This window comes from Hoyosella rhizosphaerae (assembly GCF_014643175.1).
GTDB classification, from domain to species: Bacteria; Actinomycetota; Actinomycetes; order Mycobacteriales; family Mycobacteriaceae; genus Lolliginicoccus; species Lolliginicoccus rhizosphaerae.
Genome location: NZ_BMJH01000003.1, coordinates 572,486 through 598,622 on the forward strand (window position 1 = coordinate 572,486; position 26,137 = coordinate 598,622).

The 26,137-nt window shown below is 59.2% G+C and carries 25 protein-coding genes, 1 tRNA gene, 1 pseudogene and 1 riboswitch; of the genes and pseudogenes, 12 read left to right on the forward strand and 15 right to left on the reverse strand.

All coding sequences use genetic code 11. The features are described from left to right. Positions 1-500: 500 nt before the first annotated feature. The 6 genes and pseudogenes from IEW73_RS14385 to IEW73_RS14405 all read right to left on the reverse strand — a co-directional run bounded on the left by IEW73_RS14385 (position 501) and on the right by IEW73_RS14405 (position 6,968). The gene (locus IEW73_RS14385; RefSeq protein WP_188676554.1) at positions 501-1,355 is read right to left on the reverse strand and encodes a DUF6361 family protein; all 855 of its coding nucleotides are present in this window, start codon (positions 1,353-1,355) and stop codon (positions 501-503) included. Between the two features lie 96 nt (positions 1,356-1,451). Further along, entirely contained in the window at positions 1,452-2,096 is a 645-nt protein-coding gene (locus IEW73_RS14390) for a uracil-DNA glycosylase family protein (RefSeq protein ID WP_188676557.1), read from the reverse strand. Between the two features lie 38 nt (positions 2,097-2,134). Beyond that, positions 2,135-2,371 (reverse strand): annotated as a pseudogene (locus IEW73_RS16585) (DUF8462 domain-containing protein); the annotation flags it as partial. A 54-nt stretch (positions 2,372-2,425) separates the two neighbouring features. Beyond that, positions 2,426-2,947: an ATP-binding protein gene (locus tag IEW73_RS16590; RefSeq protein WP_372433642.1), complete on the reverse strand. Its 522-nt coding sequence runs from the start codon at positions 2,945-2,947 to the stop codon at positions 2,426-2,428. A 365-nt stretch (positions 2,948-3,312) separates the two neighbouring features. Then, positions 3,313-4,734: a DUF3558 domain-containing protein gene (locus IEW73_RS14400; protein WP_188676560.1), complete on the reverse strand. Its 1,422-nt coding sequence runs from the start codon at positions 4,732-4,734 to the stop codon at positions 3,313-3,315. 239 nt (positions 4,735-4,973) lie between these two features. Beyond that, entirely contained in the window at positions 4,974-6,968 is a 1,995-nt protein-coding gene (locus IEW73_RS14405) for an N-6 DNA methylase (RefSeq protein WP_188676563.1), read from the reverse strand. A gap of 75 nt (positions 6,969-7,043) precedes the next feature. Beyond that, a riboswitch (SAM riboswitch) is annotated at positions 7,044-7,156 on the forward strand. A gap of 198 nt (positions 7,157-7,354) precedes the next feature. Between IEW73_RS14405 and IEW73_RS14410 the strand changes: the two genes are divergently transcribed. Genes IEW73_RS14410 through IEW73_RS14420 form a run of 3 tightly spaced genes read left to right on the forward strand, consistent with a single transcriptional unit; the run spans position 7,355 to position 9,278 of the window. Beyond that, entirely contained in the window at positions 7,355-8,032 is a 678-nt protein-coding gene (locus IEW73_RS14410; RefSeq protein ID WP_188676566.1) for a vWA domain-containing protein, read from the forward strand. Next, positions 8,029-8,910: an arginase family protein gene (locus tag IEW73_RS14415; RefSeq protein WP_188676569.1), complete on the forward strand. Its 882-nt coding sequence runs from the start codon at positions 8,029-8,031 to the stop codon at positions 8,908-8,910. Before IEW73_RS14410 ends, IEW73_RS14415 begins: the two co-directional genes overlap by 4 nt. Positions 8,911-8,954: 44 nt before the next feature. Beyond that, on the forward strand, positions 8,955-9,278 hold the full coding sequence (locus tag IEW73_RS14420; RefSeq protein WP_188676573.1) for a hypothetical protein: 324 nt from the start codon (positions 8,955-8,957) through the stop codon (positions 9,276-9,278). Between the two features lie 327 nt (positions 9,279-9,605). On the opposite strand, the gene IEW73_RS14425 is transcribed toward IEW73_RS14420, so the two are convergent. Both IEW73_RS14425 and IEW73_RS14430 read right to left on the reverse strand, forming a co-directional pair. Next, positions 9,606-10,265 carry a hypothetical protein gene (locus tag IEW73_RS14425; protein ID WP_188676576.1) on the reverse strand — a complete coding sequence of 220 codons (660 nt, stop codon included), beginning with the start codon at positions 10,263-10,265 and terminating at the stop codon, positions 9,606-9,608. 361 nt (positions 10,266-10,626) lie between these two features. After that, the gene (locus IEW73_RS14430; protein WP_188676579.1) at positions 10,627-10,794 is read right to left on the reverse strand and encodes a hypothetical protein; all 168 of its coding nucleotides are present in this window, start codon (positions 10,792-10,794) and stop codon (positions 10,627-10,629) included. 601 nt (positions 10,795-11,395) lie between these two features. On the opposite strand from IEW73_RS14430, the gene IEW73_RS14435 reads away from it, so the two are divergent. The 3 genes from IEW73_RS14435 (at position 11,396) to IEW73_RS14445 (ending at position 14,464) form a co-directional block, all read left to right on the forward strand. Further along, positions 11,396-11,752 (forward strand): cupin domain-containing protein, encoded by a 357-nt coding sequence (locus IEW73_RS14435; protein ID WP_188676581.1) that lies wholly within the window; start codon positions 11,396-11,398, stop codon positions 11,750-11,752. Between the two features lie 66 nt (positions 11,753-11,818). Continuing rightward, positions 11,819-12,916, forward strand: a complete 1,098-nt coding sequence (locus IEW73_RS14440) for a calcium/sodium antiporter (RefSeq protein WP_188676594.1) — start codon at positions 11,819-11,821, stop codon at positions 12,914-12,916. Between the two features lie 264 nt (positions 12,917-13,180). Continuing rightward, positions 13,181-14,464: a glutaminase gene (locus IEW73_RS14445; protein WP_188676598.1), complete on the forward strand. Its 1,284-nt coding sequence runs from the start codon at positions 13,181-13,183 to the stop codon at positions 14,462-14,464. 100 nt (positions 14,465-14,564) lie between these two features. Here the strand turns inward: IEW73_RS14445 and IEW73_RS14450 are convergent, their stop codons facing one another. Then, entirely contained in the window at positions 14,565-15,689 is a 1,125-nt protein-coding gene (locus IEW73_RS14450; protein ID WP_241012740.1) for a pyridoxal phosphate-dependent aminotransferase, read from the reverse strand. A gap of 60 nt (positions 15,690-15,749) precedes the next feature. Continuing rightward, positions 15,750-17,003, reverse strand: a complete 1,254-nt coding sequence (purD, locus tag IEW73_RS14455) for a phosphoribosylamine--glycine ligase (protein WP_188676605.1) — start codon at positions 17,001-17,003, stop codon at positions 15,750-15,752. A gap of 111 nt (positions 17,004-17,114) precedes the next feature. On the opposite strand from purD, the gene IEW73_RS14460 reads away from it, so the two are divergent. The 3 genes from IEW73_RS14460 (at position 17,115) to IEW73_RS14470 (ending at position 18,847) form a co-directional block, all read left to right on the forward strand. Beyond that, on the forward strand, positions 17,115-17,546 hold the full coding sequence (locus IEW73_RS14460) for an HIT family protein (RefSeq protein ID WP_188676608.1): 432 nt from the start codon (positions 17,115-17,117) through the stop codon (positions 17,544-17,546). Positions 17,547-17,630: 84 nt separating this feature from the next. Beyond that, positions 17,631-18,344, forward strand: a complete 714-nt coding sequence (locus IEW73_RS14465) for an ABC transporter (RefSeq protein ID WP_188676609.1) — start codon at positions 17,631-17,633, stop codon at positions 18,342-18,344. A gap of 104 nt (positions 18,345-18,448) precedes the next feature. Next, positions 18,449-18,847 carry a hypothetical protein gene (locus IEW73_RS14470; protein WP_188676613.1) on the forward strand — a complete coding sequence of 133 codons (399 nt, stop codon included), beginning with the start codon at positions 18,449-18,451 and terminating at the stop codon, positions 18,845-18,847. A 20-nt stretch (positions 18,848-18,867) separates the two neighbouring features. Here the strand turns inward: IEW73_RS14470 and IEW73_RS14475 are convergent, their stop codons facing one another. Continuing rightward, the gene (locus tag IEW73_RS14475; protein ID WP_372433643.1) at positions 18,868-19,587 is read right to left on the reverse strand and encodes a dienelactone hydrolase family protein; all 720 of its coding nucleotides are present in this window, start codon (positions 19,585-19,587) and stop codon (positions 18,868-18,870) included. Positions 19,588-19,685: 98 nt separating this feature from the next. Here IEW73_RS14475 and IEW73_RS14480 point away from each other — a divergent pair, with 98 nt between their 5' ends. Further along, positions 19,686-20,972, forward strand: coding sequence for a tetratricopeptide repeat protein (locus tag IEW73_RS14480; RefSeq protein WP_188676620.1), 1,287 nt, complete (start codon positions 19,686-19,688; stop codon positions 20,970-20,972). A 161-nt stretch (positions 20,973-21,133) separates the two neighbouring features. Here IEW73_RS14480 and IEW73_RS14485 read toward each other — a convergent pair. Beyond that, a tRNA-Thr gene (locus tag IEW73_RS14485) sits at positions 21,134-21,206 on the reverse strand. 161 nt (positions 21,207-21,367) lie between these two features. On the opposite strand from IEW73_RS14485, the gene IEW73_RS14490 reads away from it, so the two are divergent. Continuing rightward, positions 21,368-21,748 (forward strand): nuclear transport factor 2 family protein, encoded by a 381-nt coding sequence (locus IEW73_RS14490; protein WP_188676623.1) that lies wholly within the window; start codon positions 21,368-21,370, stop codon positions 21,746-21,748. Positions 21,749-21,806: 58 nt separating this feature from the next. Here IEW73_RS14490 and IEW73_RS14495 read toward each other — a convergent pair whose 3' ends face one another. The 3 genes from IEW73_RS14495 to IEW73_RS14505 all read right to left on the reverse strand — a co-directional run bounded on the left by IEW73_RS14495 (position 21,807) and on the right by IEW73_RS14505 (position 25,761). Next, positions 21,807-22,040: an MbtH family protein gene (locus tag IEW73_RS14495; protein ID WP_188676626.1), complete on the reverse strand. Its 234-nt coding sequence runs from the start codon at positions 22,038-22,040 to the stop codon at positions 21,807-21,809. Positions 22,041-22,216: 176 nt separating this feature from the next. Continuing rightward, the gene (locus IEW73_RS14500) at positions 22,217-24,028 is read right to left on the reverse strand and encodes an ABC transporter ATP-binding protein (protein ID WP_188676629.1); all 1,812 of its coding nucleotides are present in this window, start codon (positions 24,026-24,028) and stop codon (positions 22,217-22,219) included. Beyond that, the gene (locus IEW73_RS14505; protein WP_188676632.1) at positions 24,025-25,761 is read right to left on the reverse strand and encodes an ABC transporter ATP-binding protein; all 1,737 of its coding nucleotides are present in this window, start codon (positions 25,759-25,761) and stop codon (positions 24,025-24,027) included. The genes IEW73_RS14500 and IEW73_RS14505 overlap by 4 nt, the downstream gene beginning before the upstream one ends. A 192-nt stretch (positions 25,762-25,953) precedes the next feature. On the opposite strand from IEW73_RS14505, the gene IEW73_RS14510 reads away from it, so the two are divergent. After that, positions 25,954-26,127: a hypothetical protein gene (locus IEW73_RS14510; RefSeq protein ID WP_188676634.1), complete on the forward strand. Its 174-nt coding sequence runs from the start codon at positions 25,954-25,956 to the stop codon at positions 26,125-26,127. Positions 26,128-26,137: the final 10 nt, after the last annotated feature.

Below are 26,137 nucleotides of genomic sequence, written 5' to 3' on the forward strand. Positions count from 1 at the left end.
GGTGAACGTGCACTGTTCAAACCGAATCGGCCCGACCTTGGTGATGATCAGGGTAAAGACTGGGCTGAGAAGTTTTCGAGCGAGATCGCCTTGGGCATCGGGGTTCCTACTGCGCGGATCGACCAGGCAACTTACAACGGCGTGCGCGGATGCGGTTCCTACAATGTGACTCCCGCAGGTACGACTTGCAGCCTGGTGCACTGCTAATGGACCAACTTCTTACTGACGCGTTCGATCCACGCGAGGTGTCGGGCTCTATTACTTAGACCGCACTCGGCGCAAACCGCGACCGGCACTCCGAGAACTGGGCAGTCCACCTCATTTGAGAGAACGACTAGAGCAACTTTCTTGCCGATACGAGTCGAGCGAAGAATTTTGTTGAGGGTTGCACGGCTCGACGGTTCGACGAAATCCTCATCGCGAAGCCACGGTAAAACCGGGGACCCCCGTTTAAGAGTCCTCGTTCATGCGTACCGCGAGATACCTACTCTTGGCGGCCGTCACGGCTGCAAATCCACGGCCTCGTCGGCGCTTGCTCGCCCCTCCGGCAACGCAACCAATCTTTCTTGCCGCGGCTGCCCGATACGCCGCAGCAATGTTGCGCCGGATGGTGTGGCTGCCATAGTGATGTCCTCGGCCTTCGCGTTGTTTGAAGTCAACGGGGTTAACGGGTGTGTTCCAATGCACGACGGCCGAGTACCATCAGTGCAAGTCGATGCCTTCTTGCCCGGCTCTCGTCCCGGCAACACAAAATGCGCAAGCAACGTGCCCCCGGCACCAGACAGAATGCGTTCCCGTAGCCACTGCGCCTCACCTGACAACAAGTCCAGCCCACCCGGAATTGTGTGCGGAAAATTCACTGGAACCTTTGGCAGCGTCGCATGCCACATCCCCTGCTGACGCTCCGTGAGCTCATCCTCCCCATCGGCAAAAACCGGCGAAAAACGATCCTCAGCCAACCGAACCCGATAGCGGCCCAATGCACTCCAATACACCGATGACGGCAATGACTTCACCATCGGCCCCGCACGGCGACCTATCAAACCATCAATGTCCCCCGCTTCTTTCAGTGTCCTGATCACCAGCTTTTCGTGCTGCTCGACTGCCGCAGAAAACCGCGCACCACTCACACCGCGCTTCTCGGCACTCAGATAGCACCACGGGACCAGCAGGAAATACTTCGCCCGAGTGTGCAGCGTCGACGTACCAGAGAAGAGAAGATCAGCAAACGCATCACGGATCTGGCCGATACCCAACTCGTCACGGCTCTCACTATCGGAGAACATGCTTAGCAACTCACGCATGCGCTGCGGATCCTCACGAGAATTATCGAGCCAGGCAAGGCTTGAAGGCATCGGCACCCCTCCGGTCGATGTACAGATACGACAAAGCCTATTGCTGTGCGCTTGCCATTACAGACGAACAGCTCAATCGGCCGTTGGCGACCGAAATTACCGATTCAGCACCTGCGTCAACTGGTCAATAGCGGCATCGAAGCTTTGTCGGTTCTTCAGTGTGTTGATGCCCGGTGGTGACGGGGAGGCGCCAGCAATCAGATTCAACTTCCGCCCAGGATGCAGTTCCGACGGCCGCCATCCATCCCGAGCAGGTCCACCGAGCGTCACCACCACCTCCAGCGCAGGCAACATACCTAGCAGCCTGCGAGTGAACGGGGCTGCACGCCTCCGTTCGACCGCGTTTGGGGTGTAACCCACAATCGGGAAAGGGCACACGTTCCACGGCAGCACCAGGGAACGCGCTAGCCCCCGCCGCTGGAACGCCTCGAACATGTTTGCTGCGCCGTCATCGTTGTTGTCGAAACTCAGAAACCGATGGTCGGTTCGCGACGGGTCCGCATCTTCCTCTGGCGCTTTCATGACGAGCAACGCGCGCGAGTTTATGCCACCGAAAGTGGGGTCGATGTACGGCAGGTTCGCCCAACCCATTGCGCGACCGATCTCATCAACCAAATCATTAATCGGCACGACGTGCGGGGCACCCAGGTGTTTCGCACGGCTCGCCCGCTCGCTGGCGGATGCCAACGCCTTTGGCATCCGAGGTACGGAAAGTTCTACTGCGGACGCATCCGTCGACATAGACGTGAGCTTAGCCCTCGCTGAAATTTAGTCGCACGCTAATGCTCCTCGGTTGAATCAGGGCGAATGTCGTCGGTGATTACCAGTGACGCTGCGTGATTCTGTAGGTAGCTTCGCAAATTCGGGACCGCGAAATCAACGAAACTGTAACCGGCGGGTTCGATCAATTCCGCCTGAATCAGCCACAGCCTGTTCTGGTCGGCGTAGTTTGTGTCGACTCCCATCCGTGTCGCAACCTCCACCGTACGTATGGGACCTGAGTCGTGCGTCATCGAAAGTAGGAGTGAGCAGTCGAACTGCGAAGTTTTCCAAGAGAGTTGGCTCGTAGATTAATAAACCCATGCGCCCGCAAACGCTACCTCACGATTTTCGCGAAACGCATGCTGGAATTGCGTACCGATCTGTCGCAGATCGTCGAAGAGCTTGCGAAGTATTTCATCGATAGTGATGAGCAGGCCAGTCGCATGTTTCGCGAGTACTTCGGTCAGGGCATTGATCATCGACCGTAGTCCCGATTCAGGCGGGTACCTTTCCACAGTCTCCCAGCTCAGCCCGCCCATACCTGCCGGGGCGGAAAAGCCCTTCAGCTGGCGCTTTTGGGCGCTTCCCCCGCGCGCGGCGAGAAGCCACGGCAGGTGGTCACGTATAAGGCGATCCATCAACCCTGGGGTCGCAGCTTCAGAGATCACAAGCCAACCGCCTCGACGCGCCTCGTCCTCAGCCGCGTTTAGCATGAAAGTCTTACCAACACCTCGCGCACCGGTATACAAGGTTGCTCGCCTGGGAGCACCCGGGCCATCATCGAGGCTCTCACCAAACTGCTCGATCAGATCGTCTCGACCGACGAGCAAGGGTGGCGTCGAGCCAAAAGTACGGTGTGAAGGCGTCGCGTATCCCCTGGATCTACAGCAGCTTTTAGTGGCCTTTAATTCTCTTAGTGGTGTAAATCACTCTAGCTGGATTGCCGCGGCATCACCTCCAGCCCACCAATTTTCCCGTCTAACCCAGTTTGTGCGTCGCGCGGGACAAGCCACACCGTCTGAGTCGACTGGCCCGCCGAATCTCCCTGCCTCGTGGCCATCGAGCACCGCTCATCGAAGTTGCCGCCGACCCCGGCTCAGACTCCATCGACTTGGTTGATTTCTGGGCCTCATCAGGTCTGCTGCGTTTTCGGGCAGCGGCGGAGGGAGATCATCTCCGCTTTCGCCGCGCAGTACTACGCCGTAATGTTGTCGACAATCACGTCTGCCAAAGCAATGACCTTTTCATTGTCAATCGATCGTGCACGGTCAGCGAGGAATGCTTGATCGCTACTGAGTGAGACAATGTAGTTTTCAACGAGCAGGAAGATGTCAATCACTCTGCCGTTGTCATGAACATACAGAACCTCAGCTTGAGAACCTGGGATGCGAGTGAGTCGCGTGGGATCGATGTCACGGGGGCCACGGTCGAAAAGCTTCCCGTAGTGGATGTTCTGGATCTGTTTGAGAACAGCGAGGCGGTTAAGTTCCGATTCGGCTAGGTAGTAAATCGTCGCCCGAATGGTGGTCACCGGTTCGTATCCTGTACCTGCGGCATATGACGTTCGAGTGCATGTATTGCGTGCGAATCGTGTTTCTTGTCCGCGGCGATATCCGTACAAAGGTTCGTCCAGCTTTTTCGGTACCGACGTTGTAGACACGAGTCGCGCAGCCGGTTGCAGGGTAACCACCTGGGCCATCGCAGAGTTGTCGAGCACGCGGCATGGCTCTAATACATGGCCACCGCCAACCACGGTTTCGTTGCTGATGTTGGTGGGTAGCGCAGACTGATCGAGCTCAACATTGTCGATGTTGTCGAAAATTACTTCGAACAGTTTCTTTTGCGCAGCGAGCAATGACGCTAATGACCGTGAAGTATCTGAGTCCGAATGGGTGGTGTCTGCTGCGGAGTCCACCAGCGATGTCATTTCGATACGAATGTTTCGCTTGAGGCCATGAAAAGCAAGTGGGCCACTGACGTATGCAACCGATCCATCAAAATCTCCGGGTTGGATGCGTGTTGGATCTTCCAACCGAGTGAGGGTGTTGCGTAGATTATCAACAAATTTCTCCGCATCCGACTCAACAGGGTCGTCGGAACTATCCGTTATTGATGCACCGAACTTGTCGATGAGATCTCGTTCTTTCTCCATTCCTTTCGCCATGAACAGCCAAAACTCTTTAGCAAAGTCGACGGATAAGTACTGCTCTATCTCAACCAAAATCGAGAGACCGTGGCCATCCACATTGCGATACTCACACCGTGTTGGGAAAGAGAGCCCTGCGTAACTTTCGACCTGCTGAGATGACGTCGACTCATCGAGGTACCGCTGTTCGTACACGGCAGTGTCCGAGAGAGTGCCAAAGATCGCTTCTACTTCCTCCGGCGGAAGTGCACGGCATGGGCTCAGATAGCGATGCCCACCGACAAAAATTGGCGTATCGGCACTGATCGGGGTTGCTGCATCCGGTATCCGAATGGGTGGTTGCGCGCTTTCCTGGGTGCTAGCGCACCCGCCAAGGAGAACCATTGCGAGCAGCACGACAGATGCACTCCGGATTAAACGAATCAACCGATCAACACTATGTACCGCTTCGCTCGCTGCTACGGTTTGCACGCTTAGTTCCTCACAATTTTTCGAACGGCATCAACGCACGCCGACTCCAGGTCACCAGGTTGGACGCACCGCAAGCACGACCGGTTCCCCAAGGATGAAGATTGCCTCCCCCACTTCAGCGGGCAGCTTTCAGACAACGGCACAGCTGAACTCGAAACACCATGCAGCCGAGGTCCTCGTCGACACCTACCGCGAGGTCACTCAAGCCTGCACATCCAGCGGCTAAAGCAGGCTCGCGATCAACTCGCCCCGTATCGCGCCATGTCGAGGATCGCGCTGCTGACGTCGCTTGCGGCTTGCGCGACGGCGGCTGCTTTTTGGGCGAGTTGCTGTGTCTGTCGGACTGTGGCTGCGACGCGGTGTTGTTCGTCGATCATGACCAGTGGTATTTCGAGGTCTCTGATACTGATCCGCTGGGCTGCCCCGCCGGTAGCGAATCGGGTGTTCCAACTGCCGGTGAGGCAGGCAGCAAGGTATTCAGGGTTGCACTGGCGGGTGTCGTTCACGCGGATGCGGTAGACGTTGGGACCGACGGTTCGCCCGCCGTGGTGATCGATGACCGCGTTGATGGGCAGTGTTGTGGTGACGAGGATGTCACCTGCCTGGGTGCAGTCTTTGCCTGCCGAGCGGCCGCTTTGGGCTGGTAGTCCTTCGCGTATGTCGCGAGCGGTGACGATGTTCGACTGGCTGGTGGGTGCCCGTTTACCGAGTTCGATTGCGATGATGCCGTGCTCGGCTAGTTCCTTGATGGTGGTGATGCGCGGCACCGTTGTGAGTTCATCGAGTTGTGGTGTTGTTGTCTCATTGAGTGTTTCGAGCGCAGCGTGAAGGGTTCGGTGAGTGCCGTGGTAGCGGGCTACGACGGTCTCAGGGTGCGCTTCGGTGTGTGGGGTCGTCCACCGTCGGGGGTTGAGGATGGAATCGTTGGCGAGTAGGTCGACGATGGGGATGAGCGCTGTCGCGGCTTCGTCACTTTTTCCCGTTGTGAGCCACGTGTGTGCGTGCTTTTCAGGGGTGGTGACGTCACTGGCGTCGATGAAAAGCACTGCGTCGACAGGGTTTGTGGGCTGACGTAGCACCCAGACCGCGAGCGGAATACTGGTGTGCAGGTGCATTTTTGGGGGTAGCAGAATGATCGATTCAACACATCCGCGTTTGACAAGAGCACTTCGGATGGGTGCGTGCACGACGGAATAAAGCGTGCTCGGCGGAGTGATGATGTACGCCCGGCCGGATGGTGTGAGATGCGCGAGGGCGTGCTGTATCCAAGCGAGGTCGGCGTTTTTGGGGCTGGGAACTCCGTACGCCCATCTCTGGTCGGAAATCGCGGGTTCCCAGGGCACGCCGAATGGTGGTTCGCAGACAATCGTGTCGGCGCGTAACTCTGGGTCGGGATCTTCTTTCAGCACATCTGTTGCATTGAAAGTGGCGGGTACATCTACCAGGAGGGCCCGCATGCGCGCTATGCGAATGGCGTCTTCGTTTATGTCGTGTCCGATGATCCGAACGTCGCCGAGCTGCGGGTCCGTTGTCCGCGTTTTCGCGATGGCGGTGAGGGTTTCGCCGATGCCGCAAGCCGGGTCGTAGATTGTGCCGCGTGCATCGCTGGCGAGGGCAGCGAGCAGTGTGGCGATACGTGACCCGGTGACACCGTGTTCGTTCATTCCGTATCCGGCGATGCGCCCGAGTGGTCCGGCCATGCGGTGCAGCACGGTGTCGACGGCGTCGGAGAGTTGTGTGTCTGGGATTGTGTCGAGCGCGGCGATGACCGCCTTGCCGTTGTCGTTCTCGCCCAGGAATGCATGGTGCTCACTGAGGATTTCGGCGACGATCGTCCAGGCTGGGTCGCGGTCGGTTGCTGCTGATGCGAGCTCACGAAGTTGCCCAAATGGGTCGTCTGCGTGAGCTTGTTCCCCGGAGCGCAGTGAATGCGCGCAACACAGGGCGAGCGCGAGTTCACCGTAGGCAGTTGCGGGTAGGGCTGTGGGCAGTTTGTTCAGCGCAGTCCACAGTGAGTCTGGCGTGCTTGCGGATTGGTCGCCATGTTTGCGTGCGTCGAGCCACTCGATGATGTCGGCTTTGTCGTAGAGAAGTTTGCCTTGTGTGCCTGATGCAGGTTGGGGAAATGGCGGGCTGACGGGGCGTTTGCGCCAGTTAGTGACCGCGCCTCGGGACACGCCCGCGATCTCAGCGATTTCACTCGGGGTGACCAAGACTCTCGGATTCTCGTTCAATCGCCTAATCCTTTTGTGAACTAACTTCACGCCTTGCTTGCTGTGAACTAAATGTCGATGCTACTATGTTAACAGCTTCACGAGATGCGGCGCGAAGCTCCGACTTGCCGCACACCAACCCGAAAGCGTTCCCCGGGTGGTTCGGATGCCGAAGCGGCCCCTACGAGAAGTATGGGCAAGTACGCCCCCGTTCACGGTGGGCCCAACCGCAGGAGATTCACCGCATGAACGACAGATTCACGCCGTCCAACCGGCGCTTCACGCACGCTTCCTAAACCACACTGCGCTGGTACAGCTTTCGACTACAACGGCGCCGCCGATCGCACATGTCCCGAGGTGTCAATCGGCGACCCAGCTGTACCCACAAAACCGCTGAAAGGCTTCGCATGCCCAACCCCAACCGCACCTTGATCACTTTCCTCGTCGACCGTTCCGGCTCCATGCACACCATCAAGACCGATGTCGAGGGCGGTTTCGCCGCCTTCACCGAGGAACAGCGAACCACCACAGGTGAATGCCTGGTCACCTTGGCGCAGTTCAACCACGCCTATGAAGTCACCTATAGCTGGCAGCCCTTAGACGATTTGCCAGCGCTGCACATATCCCCTCGAGGCAGGACCGCACTGCTTGATGCGATGGGCAGACTCATCACCGATACCCGCAGCGAAATCGAGAACATGCCCGACTCCGAGCGGCCCGGCACTGTGATCATCGCAATCCTCACCGACGGGGCAGAAAACGCCAGTCGCGCATGGCCTTGGCCCATAGTCAAACAACTCGTTGAGGACGCCACAAACAACCACGACTGGCAGTTTGTGTATCTCGGCGCCGATCAGGATGCCATCGAAGTTGGTGCCAGACTCGGGATTAAGCGTGAACAAGCCGCCACGTACAGCCGCGGAAAGAGTCGCGACGCACTCACCGCAGTGTCGTCGAATGTCCGCCGGTACCGGTACGACAAAACGCTCAATCCGCAGGCAATGATGCCCGAGTTCAGCGACGCCCAACGCGCTGACATCGCCGACGACTGCACACCACACACCACCCAGGGAGAATCACCATGAAGGTTTTCTACAGTCCAGACTTCGTTGGCGCAGCCCACGGGTTCGACACCACACGCAAGGCCGGATGGGTCGCCGATTCACTCACCAGCAATCCCTATTCAGGACTGACTCTAACTGAGCCCACCCCCCTCGCCGAGTCTGATCTGCTGCGCGTCCATAGCGAGGACTACGTCGATGCTGTCCGCACCGGCAAGCCTGCCCAGCTCGCAGAAACGCAAGGCTTCTCATGGGATCCAGCACTGTGGCACATGGTGCTCGCATCTAACGGCGGCGTAGTTGCCGCCGCACACGCAGCCCTCACCGGCGGTGTCAGCGGCTCACTATCATCGGGACTGCACCACGCCAAACGTGAGCATGGCAGCGGATTCTGCACCTTTAACGGCCTCGTCATCGCAGCGAAAAAACTACTCGACGAGGGTGCCGCACAGTCGGTGATGATCCTTGACCTCGACGCTCACTGCGGAGGCGGCACCGCCGAGCTCGTCAACAACGATGAACGCATTGAGCACGTCGACGTGTCCGTCAGTGCTTTCGACCGCTACACAGATACCGACAATTCACGCCTGCGGATTGTCCACGACGCCGACGACTACCTCACGACCGTTCGCGACATGCTCAACGCGGCCGGTCAGCACAGCTTGTGCCTATACAACGCCGGAATGGATCCACACGAAGACTGTGCCATCGGCGGACTGAACGGCATCACCAACGATATTCTCGCGCAGAGGGAAAAACTCGTGTTCGACTGGTGCCGCGCACACGAAACCCCAGTCGCGTTTGTGCTAGCCGGCGGTTACATCGGATCGCGCCTCGACCAAGCAGACCTCGTCGCCGCGCACCGACTCACCATCGCCGAAGCCACTCGATCACACCTGTAGGCGATCGCTCACACGGGAATCACCACCTCAATTCAGGAGAGGAAATGCCAGTTAAGAAGTACACAGCCAAAGAGATTGCGGCGTCCCACGAGAGGAAACGTGTCTACTGGGCATTCAAAGCCGAGTTCGGCCCAAAGCCTGAGCGGCAACTTATGTCCGATATGAACCACGGTCGTATCGACGCCCTTGAAGACGCCTACTACCACAACGGTGATCCCCAGACCCGGGGTCGCAGACCCAAGGACGAAAACGGCTATCCGATTATGCCGCCAGACAGCGACACTGAACCATGGGGGCCGATGGAGGGTTTCGCATGGCCACCGAAGTACCGTCCGGCAACCCCACCTCCATGGATCGGAGAAGGCTAACGCAGGCTCATCTTGGGTTCTTCAACACCGCTGACCGACACATTGCAATTTTCGTCGAGACGGTCACTATTCGGGGTTCGACGGCCTTCAGCACGCAGAAAGACTCACCAGCTGCACGAACGGAAAATGGACGAAGCTAAGCCGACCGGAAAAGCCTCATTCGCTGAGTTTCAGTTTCCATGACACGATGCGTGGTTCGTTTCCGTGACTCCAATAGCCGACGTCAAAGTCGCCCCTGTGCGCACCCAGCAAGAAGGCCAGGTGCGCACAGCCATTTACGCAGCGTTGCTTCGGACGACCGATTGTTGAAGTGCCTTCGCCGCTGCTTTACTCACCCTCGTTGGAACCGGACTCGCCGTTCTCGCCGTTCTCGCTGCTTTCGCCGGTGTTCTCGCTGCTTTCGCCGGTGTTCTCGCCGGTGTTCCCGTTGTTGTTCGCGGTGTTCCCGTCGGTATTGCCGTCGGCACCGTTGCTGTCGCCGTTGGTGCCATCATCGTTGGAACCGCCCGAATTCCCCGTTTCATCACTGGTGCCCTCATCATCGGGTTCCGATCCATCATCGGTGCCCTCGTCCTCGGGATCGTTTGCGTTACTGGCGTCGTTGTCACCACCACTTTCGGCGGTCTCTTCGTCGCCGCCGCTGTCGTTGTGCGAATCGCCAACATCATCACCATCGCTGGTTCCTGCTGCGGCATCACCAGTATTCTGCTGTGCTGCGGGTCCCGAGTTTTCGACGACGACGGGACTTCTTCCCCCACTGTTAGGCGCGGGCGCAGGAGCTTGGTTTCGGCTCTCTGGGCGCGGAGCAACTCCGGCATTATCGACTCTCTCAGCGGGTTCATCTACGTCGTCGGACTGGCCGTCCGCGTCATCGCTTTCGATCTCGGTTGACGTGGTCGTCGGTGGTGTCGTGGCAGGAACCCGATCCGATTCGTCATCTGTCCCACAAGCCACGGCGGCCAGAACAATCGACGATGTGAACGTCACGTATAACAGTCTTCGGGTTCGCTTCACACTTTTTCCTTACGCGTTAATCAATGTTGGGCCCTTTAGGTAATCACGACAGTGGTGCCTGTGACGGCATATTCACCGAACTCTTTACACGAGCCGCGAATCGGCCGAACGTCGAGTCATTGCCTGATGCACACTGGATGGCAACACTTCCACCTCAGCCCTAGCGAGACCTCTCTTCAACCCCACGCTCACTGATCAGGCGTGATTTTGATGCCGCCGGTTAATCACCGCCAACTACCGCAGCAAGAGCTTTGCAATGACGGTCATGCCGCGCCGCTTAAACAGCAAACCTCCCCTCGGCAACATGGTCACCAAGGGGAGGCTCGCGAGTGTTTTAGCTCTCGCTGAGGCTGCTGAAGTCTGCGTCGGCGAGCGAGTCGGAGCTTCCGGCAATGCTGCCTGCTGCCTCCGTGATGCTGCCGAAGTCTAGGTCGGCAATGCTTCCGGCGAAGTCTGCGACACTACCGGCGAATGTTGCGAGCGCAAGAATTGTGGACAACATTTGTTTTCTCCTTGGTTAAGGTGATTGGGAGCCATTGTGCGGCACCCGAAAAGACCATAACAATCGCTTTGTTATTTTGGTGAGATACGTAATGTGACACTGAACACCAGCGCGCGATTTATTGCTTTTGGGCGAATTGTAAAATTGTCCATAATTCCCGGTATGCAATACCGCAAAGCAATAATTAAGCTTCCGGAAGACCCGGATTCGTCGGCCGCGTGAAATATCATCACCCCCAACCGCTTACACCCATTAGAAATATGCGCATGTCATCATGCATTTTCTCCTCGCCAGACATGGGAGGGCTTGACCGCCGTGTTTCCGTTCAGTCAAGAAACACCCCTGGCGAATTGAACAAAAAATACGAAACAATCCACCAATTCGCACATTCACATGAATTGCATCCTGAGGCCCTCCAGTCTCGAAATAAATCACAAATAAACGCGCGCACCCCAAAACAATTCCAGCGAATCCCCTAGCCGAAAAAGGCCATTCCACCATTCTCCAATTAACGATCAGAGCCGCCACCACTACCAGCGTGAACCAGCAACCACCACTCTGACCGTTCTCTCGGCCGCGTGAGGCGGGCTAGGCTCAAAGTGTGAGTAAGCCAAACGGCACGTCCGATAATCCTCCGCTGTTCGAGTACGTGATTGCCGATCCACTTTCGGCTGCCACTCCCCGACCTAAAGGGCCGGGTGCCGCCGTTATTGTCGATACTGAATTCACTAAGGTTGTGGCGTTCACGTTTGGGCCCGGTCAGGAATTGCGCGAGCATGCCGTGCACCATCCTGGGATTATCACGGCGATCGACGGAACATTTGAGTTCACTCTGCCCGACCGTACTGTCGATCTTCAGCCTGGGCAGGTCGTGCATCTCGCCCCTCTGGTCCCGCATTCGGTCCGCAGCGTGGGCGGAGGGACCTTGACTGTGGCGATGCTGCTACCTCACTCCTGACGCCCGGCGCGTTCCCCGGCAACAAGTCAGCATGCCGCCGAACAGTCCTCGTGCTACCGTTTCCCAGTGAGTGCTATTGCCCTGTTATCCCTGGTGGGAGGCTTTGTTCTCCTCGTTGGCGGCGGCGAGTTCCTCGTCCGTGGCGCCACCTCCCTTGCCCGTAGCATCGGTATGTCTGCGCTTGTTGTCGGCCTCACTGTGGTGTCGTTCGCGACATCCGCGCCAGAGCTCGCAGTGAGCACTGGTGCTGCGCTGAGCGGGTATCCCGGGCTAGCCATTGGTAACGTCGTGGGCTCGAATATCGCCAACATTTTCCTTATTCTCGGCGTCGGTGCCCTTATGGCTCCGTTGATCGTGAAGTCCCAGATCATCCGGGTTGATATTCCGATCATGATCGGGTTCTCGGTGGTACTGCTCGTCGTTGCGCTCGACGGGTCGATCAGCCGTGTCAACGGAATCATCCTGTTTGTGATGCTCTTGATTTACTTGGCGGTCACGGTGACGTCGGCTCAACGGTCCCCCCGACCGGAGGTGGAGGACGACGTCGCACCAGTTATTGAATCCGATTCGCGCGCAAAACAAGCGGCCATGAGCACGCTTCTTGTGGTGATCGGCGTTGGACTGCTTGTTGTCGGCGCACAACTATTGGTCAACGGCGCCACCAGCATCGCCGCAGCGTTTGGCCTCAGCGACCTGGTTATCGGTCTCACTGTCGTTGCTATTGGTACTTCGCTGCCGGAGCTGGCGACGGCCGTCATCGCTGTGCGTAAGGGCGAGGTGGATATCGCTGTGGGCAACATTGTGGGTAGCAACATTTTCAACATCGGTGCGGTGCTTGGCATCACCGCTGTGATTGCACCCAGTGGTATCGAAGTCGCGCCTGGTGCTGTTGGGTTCGACATCCCGATCATGATCGCCGTGGCGCTCGTACTGCTCCCCGTCGCATTTACGGGCCTCGCGATTGCCCGCTGGGAAGGCGGCGTTTTTGTTGTCTTCTACGCCGCTTACCTTGGGTACCTCGTGCTCGATGCCACGGACCACGATGCGCTCGAGCCATTTGGTGCCGCAATGCTGTGGTTCGTCATCCCGATTACCGCGTTCTGGCTGGTGTTGCTCGCGGCGCATGAGGGGCGTAAACGGCTCGCGGGTTCACTACGGCGATGAGCCTTCGTAGCGGTCGGCGATAGCGACGGTCCGATCACGTAGCTCCGCGCGCAACGCCTCCGGTGCGAGAACTTAACCCTGGCACCCACTGGGATGTGGTTCGCCGAGAGGAATTGTGCACACCGCTCGTCCCAGAACCTGTCTAGGCCGAACTCGAAAGAACCGCAATCGCGTATTACGACCTCGGCGAGCACTTAGCGCAGCGCTTCAACGTGGGCACTCTTGCGGTAGCCGACTGCGCAATCCGGTGGCAATATGATCGGCATGCAGACGCCCATCATCGACTACATCAACCTGCTGCTCGAGACGGTCGGCGAGGATTCAGGCGAGGTCGCCTCCTACATCCCTGAGCTCGCACGCGCCGACCCTGACCGACTCGCGATCGCGATGGCGACGCTCGATGGAGAGGTGTACGTCGCGGGTGATTGCGACGTGGAGTTCACTATCCAATCGATCTCAAAGCCGTTCACGTACGCGCTGGCGATTGCCGACCAGGGCCTCGACGTCGTGCTCAAGCACATCGATGTCGAGCCATCTGGAGACGCCTTCAACGAGATATCCCTCGATCCCGTCACCGGCAAGCCAAGAAACCCGATGATCAACGCTGGAGCCATCGCATCTCACGCGCTCGTTCGTGGCGACGACGCCGAAGCGCGCGTCGAGCGCATCCTCGAGCTATACGGTCGCCTTGCGGGACGACCGCTGACGATTGCGGAGGATGTCTTCGAGTCCGAGCTTTCTGAGGCTGACCGGAATATGGCGCTCGCTTACATGCTGCGCACCGCCGGAACACTCGACGGCGACCCCACTGATGTCGTGCGAGGCTACACCCGGCAATGCTCCGTCTCAGTTACAGTGCGCGACCTCGCGCGGATGGCGTCGGTCCTCGCTGCCGGTGGCAGGACACCTAACGGCGATCAGGTTATTGACTCCGATGTGAACCGGCAGGTGCTGAGCGTGATGGCGACGTGTGGCATGTACGACTCCGCGGGTGATTGGCTTACCTCTGTTGGGATACCCGCCAAGAGCGGCGTGGCGGGGGGCCTTATGGGCGTGCTGCCCGGCCAGGTCGGTATAGCCGTGTTCTCGCCCCGCCTCGACGCACACGGTAATAGCTCGCGCGGCGTGCGCCTGTTCGAGCGCATGAACCGCGACTTGGGTCTACACCTCATGGCTGGACCTGAAACCTCTAGTTCGGTGTCGCGTCGGATTGAGCGCGACGGTGCCACGGTGCACGAGATCATGGGCGACCTCCACTTCAGTGAGGGTGAGCAAGTGCTACGCGTCTTCGCAAAAGAACCACCAGGCGACACACCCGTCATCGTCGACTTAGACCGCGTACACCGCGCCAACGATATCGCGAGGCGTTCGGTGCTTGAGGGAATCCGGCGTCTCAACCTCGATGGTCACGACGTGCGGATCGTGGACCCGTGGGGTGTGCTGGGCACCGCCGAGACTGGTACGGGAGAGCTTGTGCGCGGCGAGCAGGCACGTGGCGGGTACGTGCCAGCGTCGTACCCCGACGTCGAGAGCGCATTGCGCGGCTGACGCAGCCAACGCGATCCGCACGAATCGGCTGCCCTAAGTTGCCGACCTAGCGGACCAATACGGCCTCACCGTCATCAGCTGCTGCGACCAAGACTGTTTCTCAACGCCCCGCATCGATCTGCAATAGCGGCGACATGCGGTCGATAGCTGCGTGCATGTCAGAGGTGCTTCCAGCGAAGCATAAGCGGATGCTGGTGTGGCCGTGGACGGTGTCGAAATCAATTCCTGGAGCTACTGCGACACCGGTCTTGTCGAGCAGTTGGGCACTCCATCGCGTGGAGTCGTTAGTGAATTCTGAGATGTCGGCGTAGAGGTAAAACGCCCCGTCGGCTGGTGCGAATTGGGTAATCCCGCAGTCCCTCAGTCCGTCGATAAGGATGTCGCGGTTGCGTTGATATCGGGCGACATGTCCGTCGAGTTCGGCCAGTGATTCGTCGCAAAATGCGGCCATGGCGGCGTACTGGGACACGGCGGGTGGGCAGACGGTGAGGTTGCTCGCGAGCCTGTTGGTGACGTCCCGGTAGCGTTCGGGGATGATCATCCATCCGAGTCTCCACCCCGTCATGGAGAAGTATTTTGACACTGATCCGATGACGACGGCGTTGGGTGACGAGGCCCGCGCACAGGACTCGGTGTATTCGCCGAAGCTGATGCCGTGATAGATCTCGTCAGAGATGAGCAGGGTTCCGTGTTTGTCACACCATTGGGCAATTGCGGCGAGCTCATCAGCATCGATGATAGTTCCGGTGGGGTTGGCAGGGCTGGCCACAATCAGCCCGGCGGGCGGTTGTTCGAGTGCCTCAAGTTGCGCCACGGTGGGTTGGAATCGTGTTTCCGGCCCGCAGTCCAGTTCGTGCACACGGCAACCGAGGGCTTGGAGCACGTTGCGGTACGCGGGATAGCCGGGCCGGGCCATGACGACGGTGTCTCCGACATCAAACGCTGCGAGGAACAGCACCGTGAACGCACCGGATGAGCCTGTGGTGATGACGACATCGTCGGGGCTAACCGTCACTCCGACGCGGCGCTGGTAATAGTCGGCGATCGTTTCTTTCAACGGGCGAATCCCGGTTGATTCGGTGTATCCCAACACCTCCGATGTCACCGCATTGTGTGCGGCTCGAAGCACCGGAGCGGGCGCGGGCGTTGAGGGCTGCCCTGCCGCCAGAGCGATCACATCTCCGTGGGTCCGTTGGCGTTCGGCCGCCGCCCGCCACACATCCATGACGTAGAACGGGGCGATGGCGGACCTGTCAGAAATGCGCACCTCTTCACCGTAGCGGTATCAGAGGGAAATGCGCCCCTCAGCTGCTGCACGCCCGATGTCGGTGCGGAAGTGCCCACCGCGCAACGTGACTTTGCTGATCTTGTCGTAGGCGTCAGCCCGCGCTGCGTCGAGATCCGCGCCGTACCCGACCACGCTTAGCACTCGGCCACCCGCTGAGACGAGGTCGCCGTCAGCGTTGCGAGCGGTACCGGCGTGGAGAACTCCGTCGATATCTGCGCCTGTGATGACGTCACCCGTGCGAGGTGAGGCAGGGTAGTTTTCAGCGGCGAGCACTACGGTGACCGCGCTGCCGTCTTTCCACTTCAGCGGCGCGACGTTACCGAGTTCACCAGTAGCTGTTGCGTGCAATAGACCCGCGAGCGGGGTATCGAGAAGTTCGAGAACAACCTGTGTTTCTGGGTCACCGAAACGGCAGTTGAACTCCACCACAGCTGGGCCTTCATCATCGATTGCGAGGCCTGCGTAGAGAAGCCCACTGAAGGGGCAGCCGCGCTCGACCATTTCCTTCGCTACCGGTTCCACAACCTCGTGAACGATCCGGTCAACCATGCCCTCAGGCAGCCACGGCAACGGTGCGTAGGCACCCATTCCGCCGGTGTTGGGGCCAGCGTCGTTGTCCCCCACCCGCTTGTGGTCTTGCGCCGGAGCCAGCGGAACTACAGTCTCGCCGTCGACGAGACAGAACAGGGAAACCTCCGGGCCGTTGAGGAACGACTCGAACAACACCGGGTGGCCTTTTTCAAGCAGTTCAGCGGCGTGATCGCGCGCAACCAGGCGATCAGCACTGACGACGACGCCCTTGCCTCCAGCCAAGCGATCGTCCTTAACCACCCAGGTGGGACCAAATCGATCCATGGTGGCGTCGAGCGCGGCAGGTGAATCCACGATTTCAGCTCGCGCTGTTCGGACACCGGCCTCGGCCATGATGTCTTTAGCGAACGCCTTCGAACCTTCGATCTGAGCTGCTGCTGCGGACGGACCAAAACATGGCACACCAATCTTGCGCACAGCATCGGCAACACCGAGCACAAGCGGAACCTCCGGCCCCACAACCACGAGGTCTGGGGTCCAGTCACGCACTAGCGCTACAACGTCATCTGTGGATGCGGCGTCAACATCCCTCTGCTCAGCCACAGCGGCCGTACCTGCGTTGCCTGGGGCGCACAACAGATCCGTCACCGCCGGGTCGCGCCTCAGCGCCAGCAGTAGGGCATGTTCACGGGCACCGGAACCAATCACGAGAACTCGCACGGTTCCCAAGCCTACGTCGTCAGACTCCAAATCGAGACATCGGGACGCCGTTTTTCCGACAACCCGACTCTGGTAGTGGCGAATCTGCTTCCGATGCCACATGCTCAACACATGGCAACCCTGTTCAGCAAAATCATTGCCGGGGAAATCCCTGGCCGCTTCATTTGGGCCGACGACGATGTCGTGGCGTTCCTCACCATTGCACCGGTCGCGCCTGGCCACACCCTCGTAGTTCCGCGCCAAGAAGTGGATCAGTGGCAAGACGTCGACCCCGCGTTGTTCGCGCGGTGCACCGAAGTTGCCCAGAAGATCGGCCAAGGCGTCCGCAAAGCATGGGATGCACCACGCGCAGGACTGCTCATCGCGGGGATCGAGGTGCCACACCTGCACCTCCATGTGTTTCCCGCATGGTCGATTCAAGATTTCGATCTGTCGCTCGCCAAACCTGGAGTCGATGCGGAAATGGATGCTGCGGCGGACAAACTTCGCGCAGCTCTGCGGGACCTCGGCTTCGGTGACACCGTAACTTCGAAAGCACCGTAGCTTCCGTAAAGCCGTTTGCATTACGTACGTCACATCGAGAGCTGCACTACAGCGCGGTGAGCGGGCAAAAACTACTATTCGGTCATGAACTTGTTCGCATTAGTAGCCGTACCCGCGCGCGTAGGTATCGCCGCAACGGGCGCCGTCATTGAGATTGCCACAGACACGGCGTCCACTGCGGCTGCCGAAGCGAACAATGTCCTGCGCCTCATTGACCCCCGTGGGCCACTTGAACTGCTGCAACGCGTGTCCGACAGTGCGTCAGACGACCGCGTGCTCGGCCGCGTGCTCGACCCCGAAGGCCCGGTTGAGCGGCTCATGGCTCGCGATGGAGTGCTTGATCGTCTCAGCGAACCGGGCGGCATCCTCGATCGACTTCTAGCCCAGGACGGCCTTGTCGAGCGGCTCATCGAACGCGACGGACTACTCGACAAAATCCTCGAAAAAGATGGAGCACTCGAACGCCTCATTCAGCCTGAAGGGCCGTTGGAGAACCTCCTGAAAAAGAACGGCATTCTCGACAACCTGCTGTCGGAGAACAGTTCTGTCGAACGCGTGCTTAAGCAAGGCGGGACACTTGACCAGCTGATTTCGTTGTCCGACAGCCTCGACCGCCTCGGCCCTAGCCTTGACTTGCTCGCTAATAGCGTTGGTGCGCTGCAAGATGCGATGGGGATTGTTAACGGCGCAGTCAGCCCCGTCGGTGACCTTGTCTCCATGCTGCCGGGCCGCCGCCGCAAACCACGAGCAGTCGCGACGGCACCAGTACCGCTCAGCATCTCGGGCGACCCCGCTTAATGCGCTCTCGGTTTAACCCTCTTGGTCAAACCCACTGCCCCACCGTGCCTCTCGCCCTAGGATCGTTTCTGACACCCGTCTAGAAACACCAGGGAGACGCCATCATGAACCGACATGCTGTGCGGGCCACGCTCGCCACCGCTATTGCAGCACCACTGTTTTTTGTGGCCCCCGCGTTAAGCGCAGCAGCACCCACCGCCGAGGCGAAGGGTGACGGCGAAAACACCGTCGCGGTCACATTCACCAACCCAAGCAACGAACCGGCTAGCTGTGGTGCGCTCGTCCACTTCTTCAGCACACCACTATCGTCGTTTGGGTGGCCACCGGTTGTACTTGTGGCTCCTCAAGGAACGACTACGCAGCAGATTCCTTTTGTGAGCGGCGGGATCCACACGGTTTCCTGGTGGTGCGATGTACCTGGTGAGCAACTACACACCGGCCAGATTGGCCCAGTTGCCGTCGGTGGTGCCTCCGAATCCATCCTCGGCTTCTTCGGATCCTAAAGACGTCACAGCACCGTGGCCTACACGCTGAGGTGCTTGTCGAAGAACGCGAAGACGCGTTTCCAGGCATCGTCTGCCGCCTCTGCGCCGTAGTGAAACCCTGTCACTTTGAGCAGAGGCGTCGCCGGGCCATAGTCCAGTTTGTTGACGAAACTGTGTCCCACACCCGGATACGTTTTGACGTCGTACTCCACACCATGCGCTTCAAGTGCCTTCACCAGGCGCTTCTCGCCGCGCGGCAACAGAGGATCGCGTTTACCGAAGCTCGCCACTACCGGGCAAGCACCATCCAAGGCTTCGTGCAATCCCTTCGGCACGACACCATAGAAGGGTGCGCTCGCATCAAAGCCTTTGGGCGCCATAACAAGAGCGAATCCACCGCCCATGCAGAACCCCACGATGCCAACAGCGCCCGTGCAGTCGTCGCGTTGCAGCAAAAACTCGCGAGCCGCGAGCAGATCGTCAACGGCTTGCCCTCGGCGCGCAATCAGATCCTTGAACACCCGGCGCACGCAGCGCATCTTGCCGATCCTTGAATCGCCGCCGCGGGAAAACAGATCCGGCGCGACCACGACGTAGCCCTGGTCCGCGACGCGTTGACAGATGTCCTTGGTGTCATCCGACAAACCAATCGCATCGTGAACGACCACCACCCCGGGCAGCGGACCTGAACTGGACTCAGGGTGGAAAAGATACGCGGTCATGTCCCCACCCGATGTGTGCAACGAAAATTCGCTCACCACAACACCTCCTCGTCACCCGCTATCCTGCCCTATGTGACACGTGCGCATGCGCAACGACCCCACTCATTCACGAACCGCTATTCAGGAGGCCTCAGATGAGCGACGCGCCACCGCAAGCCGAATCGCTCTCCGATCTCCTCACTCGCCGAAGCGAAGCCAGGTCCAAAGACGACTACGACACCGTAATCGCGACGTCACGCGCCTTGTGGCAACGGTGGAGTGCCACTCGGGAGTTTGATCAACTCCACGCAGACGCACGAGCAGAACGCGGCCACGCACGACGCAGCGACAACACCAACTACCTAGCGCTCAGCGAATCGGCCATTGGCCTAGCACTTTTGCGCCGCAAAGAATACGACGACGCAGCAACATCGTTTCGCACGGCCACCAAGCTTTTCCGCGAGGTCGACAACGACGCGGAACTCGCCGTCGCCGAACACCACCTCGGTGAGGTGTACCAAAACCAGGGCAACATCGACGCGGCACGTCGCCACTTCCAGGCGGCGCTCGGTACATTCCGCAGCAAGAAGGCTGCCCTGTGGCTAGCGAAAGCCCACATCAAACTTGCCGAAACATACGCCCTCACCGACGATCAAACTCGTCAGCACTACAAGGAGGCGCTCACTGCGCTGATGAGCGCGAAACGAGCAGGCGAAGCGGGCGAGTGCGCCATGCGACTCGCCTCTGCACACGCAGCTACCGGCGACACGAAAACGGCCATCAAACTTTACGGGCAAGCTGCACAAGTCCTAGAGCACAGCAAGACCTTCCGGCTCCTCGCCAAATGCCAAGCTGAACTGGGCGCGTTGCTTGCCACCACCGGGAAGATCCGCGAATCAGAGTTCCAGTGGGATGAAGCTCGATCGACGAGCATGTCACTCCCCTACGATCCGATCACCGCTGTCGCCGACATCAGCATCGCACTGCTGTGGGATGAGCAGGCCCGCAAGAGCTACCAACGACCAGCCATCGTCGCCCACGCAGCACACCTGTTGCTGCCCGCGATGATGTATCTCACCGTCGTCCACGAGGAGCGCAAGCAGGCTTGGAACCCAACCTTGAAGACGCTTCTTACCTGGAGTGTCACCGCACTTCCCGGTGTCGACAACGGTCCGCTGCGAACGGCGCTGCGCGATTTTGCGCATCTCCACGACATCACGCTCGACGCGGAAGTATCGCGACCAAAGGGCACTCGTAAGCCCTACACTCCCGTCGTATTCACCTCGATTGCCGCGATCCTCAGCACGATCAAGGATGTCCCCACACCCAAGCTCACCCCAGATGCTTTTGCGACTCCCCTGCACAGCGCGCTCGAACCCTATGCGTCTGCGGTGCTGCGCCGTTACCCCAACAGCTTCCCCGGCGCCCAAGCAGAAAAATAGCGCAGCTGGGACTTGGCTTCTCGGTTGTGTGCACAAACTAGCGCCTCAGCACCCGCAAATCTGCGAGTTTGTGCACACGACCGGCCCCGCGCAGACCACAGCACACGACCGGCGCACAACAAAAAAGTCGCGACAACCCGAAAGTTGTCGCGACTCTTAAGAGCTGGCGAGGGGACTTGAACCCCTAACCGCCCGATTACAAGTCGGGTGCGCTACCAATTGCGCCACGCCAGCATCAGCCCCATAGTGAAGCCAGAAGCCATAGTAGCGGTTAACTACCCAAGTTGCCGAATCGGGTGGTCACCGGTGTCGATCGAAGAAAATCTTCCAGCCCCAACACCAGACTCACCTCATTGGTGCTGCCGCCCGACGCTTTACGTACTAGCGTTAGGAACATGAGCACGTCAGAGATGGCCACAGTCCTCGCCTGGCATGAGGCGTTAAATTCGAGCGAGTTCGACACCCTGTTAGACCTGTCGAGCGACGACATTGAAATCATCACACCGGAACAGGTGGGACAAGGCATTGCCGCCCTTAAGGAGTGGGCGGCCAGCGGCGATGAGTCGTACGTGCCGGGTCGCATTTACGCACATGATGGTGTTGTTGTGGTGGAGGAAAAGATCTTCCACGGCGCATCGGAAAAAGATGTGATTAAGGGTGCGTCGGCGTTTCGGGTCGTCGATGATCAGGTGACGTCAATGTTCCGCCACGCCACCATTGAGGATGCCCTCGCCGCGACCGGGTTGCGTGAGTCTGATCGAGTTGACGACCAGTAGACACCCACCAAACAGCAATGTGGGCGCCCCCAGTTAGGAGGCGCCCACATTACTTGGTTTACTCGTCTTCGTCGTCGGCGTCCGCTGCCATTGCGTCGCGGAGGCTCTTGGGGCGAAGGTCTGTCCAGTTCTTCTCGACGTATTCGAGGCAGGCTGCGCGGCTTTCTTCGCCGAAAACGATGCGCCAGCCAGCGGGAACGTCTGCGAAAGATGGCCACAGTGAGTGCTGCTCTTCGTCATTAATCAGCACGTAGAAGCGGCCATTTTCGTCGTCAAACGGATTAGTGCTCATCTATCCTCACTCTGCATCCAGTGCCGTATGCGGCGGTGTTGCCGCTTCGCCTGTGTTGCTTAACCAGTACGCGAATTGTTCGGGTCCAGGTCCTGCTGCTTGTGGCAGCTTATCTGTTGTTCGCCATCAATGGGCAAACAAGGTCGGTATTCGTGCGGGGATATTGATCACCTCAATCACGTTCCGGCCTGTTGTGCCTCGATGTCGTCGTCGTTAACGCTGTCTTTTGCTCGCCCTTCCCACGCTGACCACAGTTCTGCGTAGCGCCCTTTGCTTTTCAGGAGCTTTGCGTGGGGGCCGTCTTCGATGACGCGGCCCCGTTCAAGAACCACGACCCGGTCGGCGCGTGCAGCTTGGGTGAGCCTGTGCGCAACAATGAGGGCTGTGCGGCCCTGTGTTGCTTCGTAGGCGAAGTGTTCGAGTTCGTGTGCGCCGGCGCTTCCTGCTTCAGCTGTTGCTTCGTCGAGTATGGCGACAGCGGGGTCGGCGAGGACAAGCCTCGCAAGGGCGACTTGTTGTGCTTGCGCTGCCGTGAGTTGGTAACCGCCCTCCCCGACCATGGTGGCAATTCCTTCTGGGAGGTTCTCAACCCAGTGCAGAGCGCCGACCGTGTGGAGCGCGTTATGCAGGGCATCGTGGTCTGCGAAGGGGTTGGCTAGGCGTAGGTCTTCAAACAGTGGTCCGGAGAACACGTGCACTTCTTGACTGATGATGGCGACGTGTTTACGGAGTGTTTTGGAGCCCAGTTCGCTGAGGTCGACACCGCCGATTTTTGCTTGGCCACGATCTGGCTTCAGTGTTCCGGCGGCGATGGCGGCGACTGTTGTTTTGCCTGCACCGGTGGATCCGACGAGTGCGACGCGTTCGCCCTCGGCGATGGAGATGCTCACGTCGTGGAGGACTGTGGTGTGGCCGTCGTAGCTGAATTGGAGGTTCTCGAGTTCGAGCCCAGCGCCTTGGGGTTCGGTGCCTGACCCTTTTTCGCGCACCATTTCGCTGTTGATGAGCCCGACGAGTCTGCGGATTCCTTCAACGGCGGCTTGGATTTCGTTGAACGAAAAGAGCAGGTTCTGCATGGGCGCGAACAAGCGGTAGAAAAGTAGCGCAACGATCGTTGCTTCGCCGACGGTGATTTGTTGGTCGTCTCGGATGAGCACAAAGCTGATGTAGAACACGACGGCCAAGCCGATGTACTGGACAATTTTTCCGGCTGAGACGACTCGGGATAGCCCTTGGGTGCTGCTGAGGATCCGCGCGCGGGCCCGTTGTGAGGCGGCGTCGATGTGGTTTAGCTGATCGTTTTCGAGCCCGTAGGCGTGCACCGTGGGCAAGCCTTGCATGCCCGATACGAGGGCTTGCGACCGTGCTGACATGGCGACGCGTTCGGCCGCGATTGTGGGCCCGACTCGGGGCAGGTATACCCACAGCACGATGAGCCCGAATGGCACGGCTATTGAGGCACCGAGGCCGATTCTGTAGTCGATTGAGAAAATCGCGACGTAGCTGAGCGCGACGAGAGTGAGCGAAAATACTGCGGCCGGTAAAACATTGCTGACGAATTTGGCGATCGCTGCAACATCTTCGTTGATTCTCGACAGGAGGTCGCCTTTGCCTGCTTTTTCGAGAACGGGAAGTGGCAACAATAGTGCGTGTTCGAGTGCCCGCTCTCTGAGGTTCGCGAGGACTGTTTCGCCGACTTTGCTGATGAGGTAGTTGGCGGCTCCGGCGAGGACTCCAGCGGCGAGTGCAGCGAGAAGTATTTGGACGATCACCGCGCCAATGACGGAAGTGTCCGCGCCCGCGAGGACGTCGTCAACGAGGCGCCCGAGAACGTAGACGGGCACCAGAATGGCGGCTGCTCCGACAACGGCGAAGAGTACGGCTAACGCTGCGCGCCATGGTTCACGTGCGAGTTGGGATCGGATCCATAGGGCCGCTTGTTTCGTCGTCGCGATGGGCAGGCCCGGAGTTCGTGTTTTTGCAGTCATCGGAGCACCGCCCGACGGTACTGTTCGCTGTTCTGTACGAGATTCTCGTGAGTGTCGGTCGTGTCGATCTGGCCGTCTTTGAGGACGACCACCCGGTCACAGTGCGACAGCAGCGCTGGGCTGGAAGTGATGACGACGGTGGTGTGCGCTCGCGGTGTGCCAAGGTGCCGGAAGTGTGTCAGCCCCTCGGCGATGATGTTTTCGGTGACGGCGTCCACAGCGGTGGTGGGGTCGTGGAGGACGAGCGCTGACGGCGCTGCCACAAGTGCGCGCGCGAGGGCGATGCGTTGCCGCTGGCCACCCGATAGGCTCTCGCCGCGGTCCGTAACTGGATGATCGAGGCCATCGTCGTGGAGGTTAACAACGTCGTCTGCTGCCGAGGCTGCCAAGGCGCGTGTGATGTGGTCTGGTCTTGCGTCGGGGCGTCCTGCCGTCACGTTGGTGCCGATTGTTCCTGTGAATAGGTCGGTGCGGTGGGGTTCGACGATGAGTGCACTGCGCGCTTGTTCTGCGTCAATGTTGTGCAGATCCACATCGCCTATTTTCACTTGACCGGTGTACTCGGTTGGTGGAACTTGACCGGCGATCACTTCGACAAGGGTTTCTGCGTCGTGTGGGTTGTACGCAACGATGCCGATGAGTTCTCCTGGCGAGGCTGTGAGAGACAACCCGTTGAGTCGCTTGTAGGAGAGATTGTTGATGTGAAGGTCGCGTCGTCCCGGCGGGAGGTCGTGGGTGCGGGTGTCGAGGACGTAGTCCGCACCAAGGACTGCCGAGACTCGCCTCGCTGCGGCGCGTGCCACTGCAACATTGCGTGGCGTCGCGGCGAGAGTTCCCAGCGGTCCTGGGAGGTACTGGGATAGGCCGACTACGGCGATGAGTTCTCCGACGCTGATGGTCCCTGCCAGAGCGAGGTAGCCGCCGTAGCCTGCCACGATAACGGCGAGGATGCCGTTGGCGGTGTGGGACGCACCTGTGTACACGCCGTTGATGCGGGCAGACCTGGTAGCTGCACGAAGAGCAATTCTGCTTTGTGTTCGGTAGCGGTGCGCAGCCATTTCTTCGCCGCCAATCCCGCGCAGCGGCCGAAGCCCACTCACAAGGTCAGTTGCGAGCGCTGATGCCCATCCGCCAGCCGATTGTTGGGCGGAGGCATGTTTGGTCAGCGTTGGGGTGGCACGGTTGAGGGCCCCCAGGATTATCGGTGTTGCGACGATCACCACGATTCCCAGCGCAAGATCAATAACGAGGAGCGCGACGATGGCGACTGCCGCTGCTGTAAACGCACCAGCCGTGCGAGCGAGAACTCCCAGAACATTGGCGGTGCGATCAGCGGAATGTGTGGTGATGTTGAGGAGTTCGCCTATTCGGACCCGGCGGCGCATCCCCCGCGGGTCGAGCACTCGTGCAACAAGTTCAAGCCGCAGGCGGTGGGCTTCGTTTTCGACTACTTTTCGGATGATTTTGCTACCGAATCGCCACGCCACAACAATTGTGACGAACAACCCAATGAGCAGTGCGCCGTATTCGAGCATCGCATCTGTGTCCGCCGAGCGAATAACCCGATCGATGAGCAATCCGATTGCAATGGGAACAAGAGTTTCCGCGATGTGAAAGAGGCAAAGAAACGCCACGCCAAGGGGAAATAGGACTCGGTTTCGCCGAAACACGCGCGGCAGAATTGCGCGCCCTCGCGTGGATTGCGCGTTCTGATTCGAAGGCGTTGCTGTCATATCACCTCCTGTGGGCGCTGTACAGCCGACACTAACGCAGTTGCGGCTGGCAGAATGGTGGTTAGACATCACAAAGTCGCAATCATCAAACTTGTCGGTCATGCTGTATAACGCATGTGACGCCGCCATGATGATAGCGGCGTGTTGCGCACGCCACATTAATGTTGATGAAGAAGCTACCGGAGGACAACGATGGCCGAATCTGCCCCCAACACTGACGTCATCACAGACGACGAGATTGAACCACTAGCCGACGAAACTGCGCGGCAAGCACAGCGGGTGGTAGCCGCGTACGCCAAAGACGCAGACGAGTGCCGGGTATTGCTGTCTATGTTGGGGATTGCACCGGCAGCGCGCGCCGAATAGCGGTGTAGCA

Coding starts and splice junctions, on each gene's coding strand:
- IEW73_RS14385 (WP_188676554.1), bottom strand. CDS start 1,355: ATGCCTTCAAGCCTTGCCTGGCTCGATAATTCTCGTGAGGATCCGCAG.
- IEW73_RS14390 (WP_188676557.1), bottom strand. CDS start 2,096: ATGTCGACGGATGCGTCCGCAGTAGAACTTTCCGTACCTCGGATGCCA.
- IEW73_RS14410 (WP_188676566.1), top strand. CDS start 7,355: ATGCCCAACCCCAACCGCACCTTGATCACTTTCCTCGTCGACCGTTCC.
- IEW73_RS14415 (WP_188676569.1), top strand. CDS start 8,029: ATGAAGGTTTTCTACAGTCCAGACTTCGTTGGCGCAGCCCACGGGTTC.
- IEW73_RS14420 (WP_188676573.1), top strand. CDS start 8,955: ATGCCAGTTAAGAAGTACACAGCCAAAGAGATTGCGGCGTCCCACGAG.
- IEW73_RS14430 (WP_188676579.1), bottom strand. CDS start 10,794: ATGTTGTCCACAATTCTTGCGCTCGCAACATTCGCCGGTAGTGTCGCA.
- IEW73_RS14445 (WP_188676598.1), top strand. CDS start 13,181: ATGCAGACGCCCATCATCGACTACATCAACCTGCTGCTCGAGACGGTC.
- IEW73_RS14450 (WP_241012740.1), bottom strand. CDS start 15,689: ATGGATGTGTGGCGGGCGGCGGCCGAACGCCAACGGACCCACGGAGAT.
- IEW73_RS14460 (WP_188676608.1), top strand. CDS start 17,115: ATGGCAACCCTGTTCAGCAAAATCATTGCCGGGGAAATCCCTGGCCGC.
- IEW73_RS14465 (WP_188676609.1), top strand. CDS start 17,631: ATGAACTTGTTCGCATTAGTAGCCGTACCCGCGCGCGTAGGTATCGCC.
- IEW73_RS14470 (WP_188676613.1), top strand. CDS start 18,449: ATGAACCGACATGCTGTGCGGGCCACGCTCGCCACCGCTATTGCAGCA.
- IEW73_RS14480 (WP_188676620.1), top strand. CDS start 19,686: ATGAGCGACGCGCCACCGCAAGCCGAATCGCTCTCCGATCTCCTCACT.
- IEW73_RS14490 (WP_188676623.1), top strand. CDS start 21,368: ATGAGCACGTCAGAGATGGCCACAGTCCTCGCCTGGCATGAGGCGTTA.
- IEW73_RS14495 (WP_188676626.1), bottom strand. CDS start 22,040: ATGAGCACTAATCCGTTTGACGACGAAAATGGCCGCTTCTACGTGCTG.
- IEW73_RS14500 (WP_188676629.1), bottom strand. CDS start 24,028: ATGACTGCAAAAACACGAACTCCGGGCCTGCCCATCGCGACGACGAAA.
- IEW73_RS14505 (WP_188676632.1), bottom strand. CDS start 25,761: ATGACAGCAACGCCTTCGAATCAGAACGCGCAATCCACGCGAGGGCGC.
- IEW73_RS14510 (WP_188676634.1), top strand. CDS start 25,954: ATGGCCGAATCTGCCCCCAACACTGACGTCATCACAGACGACGAGATT.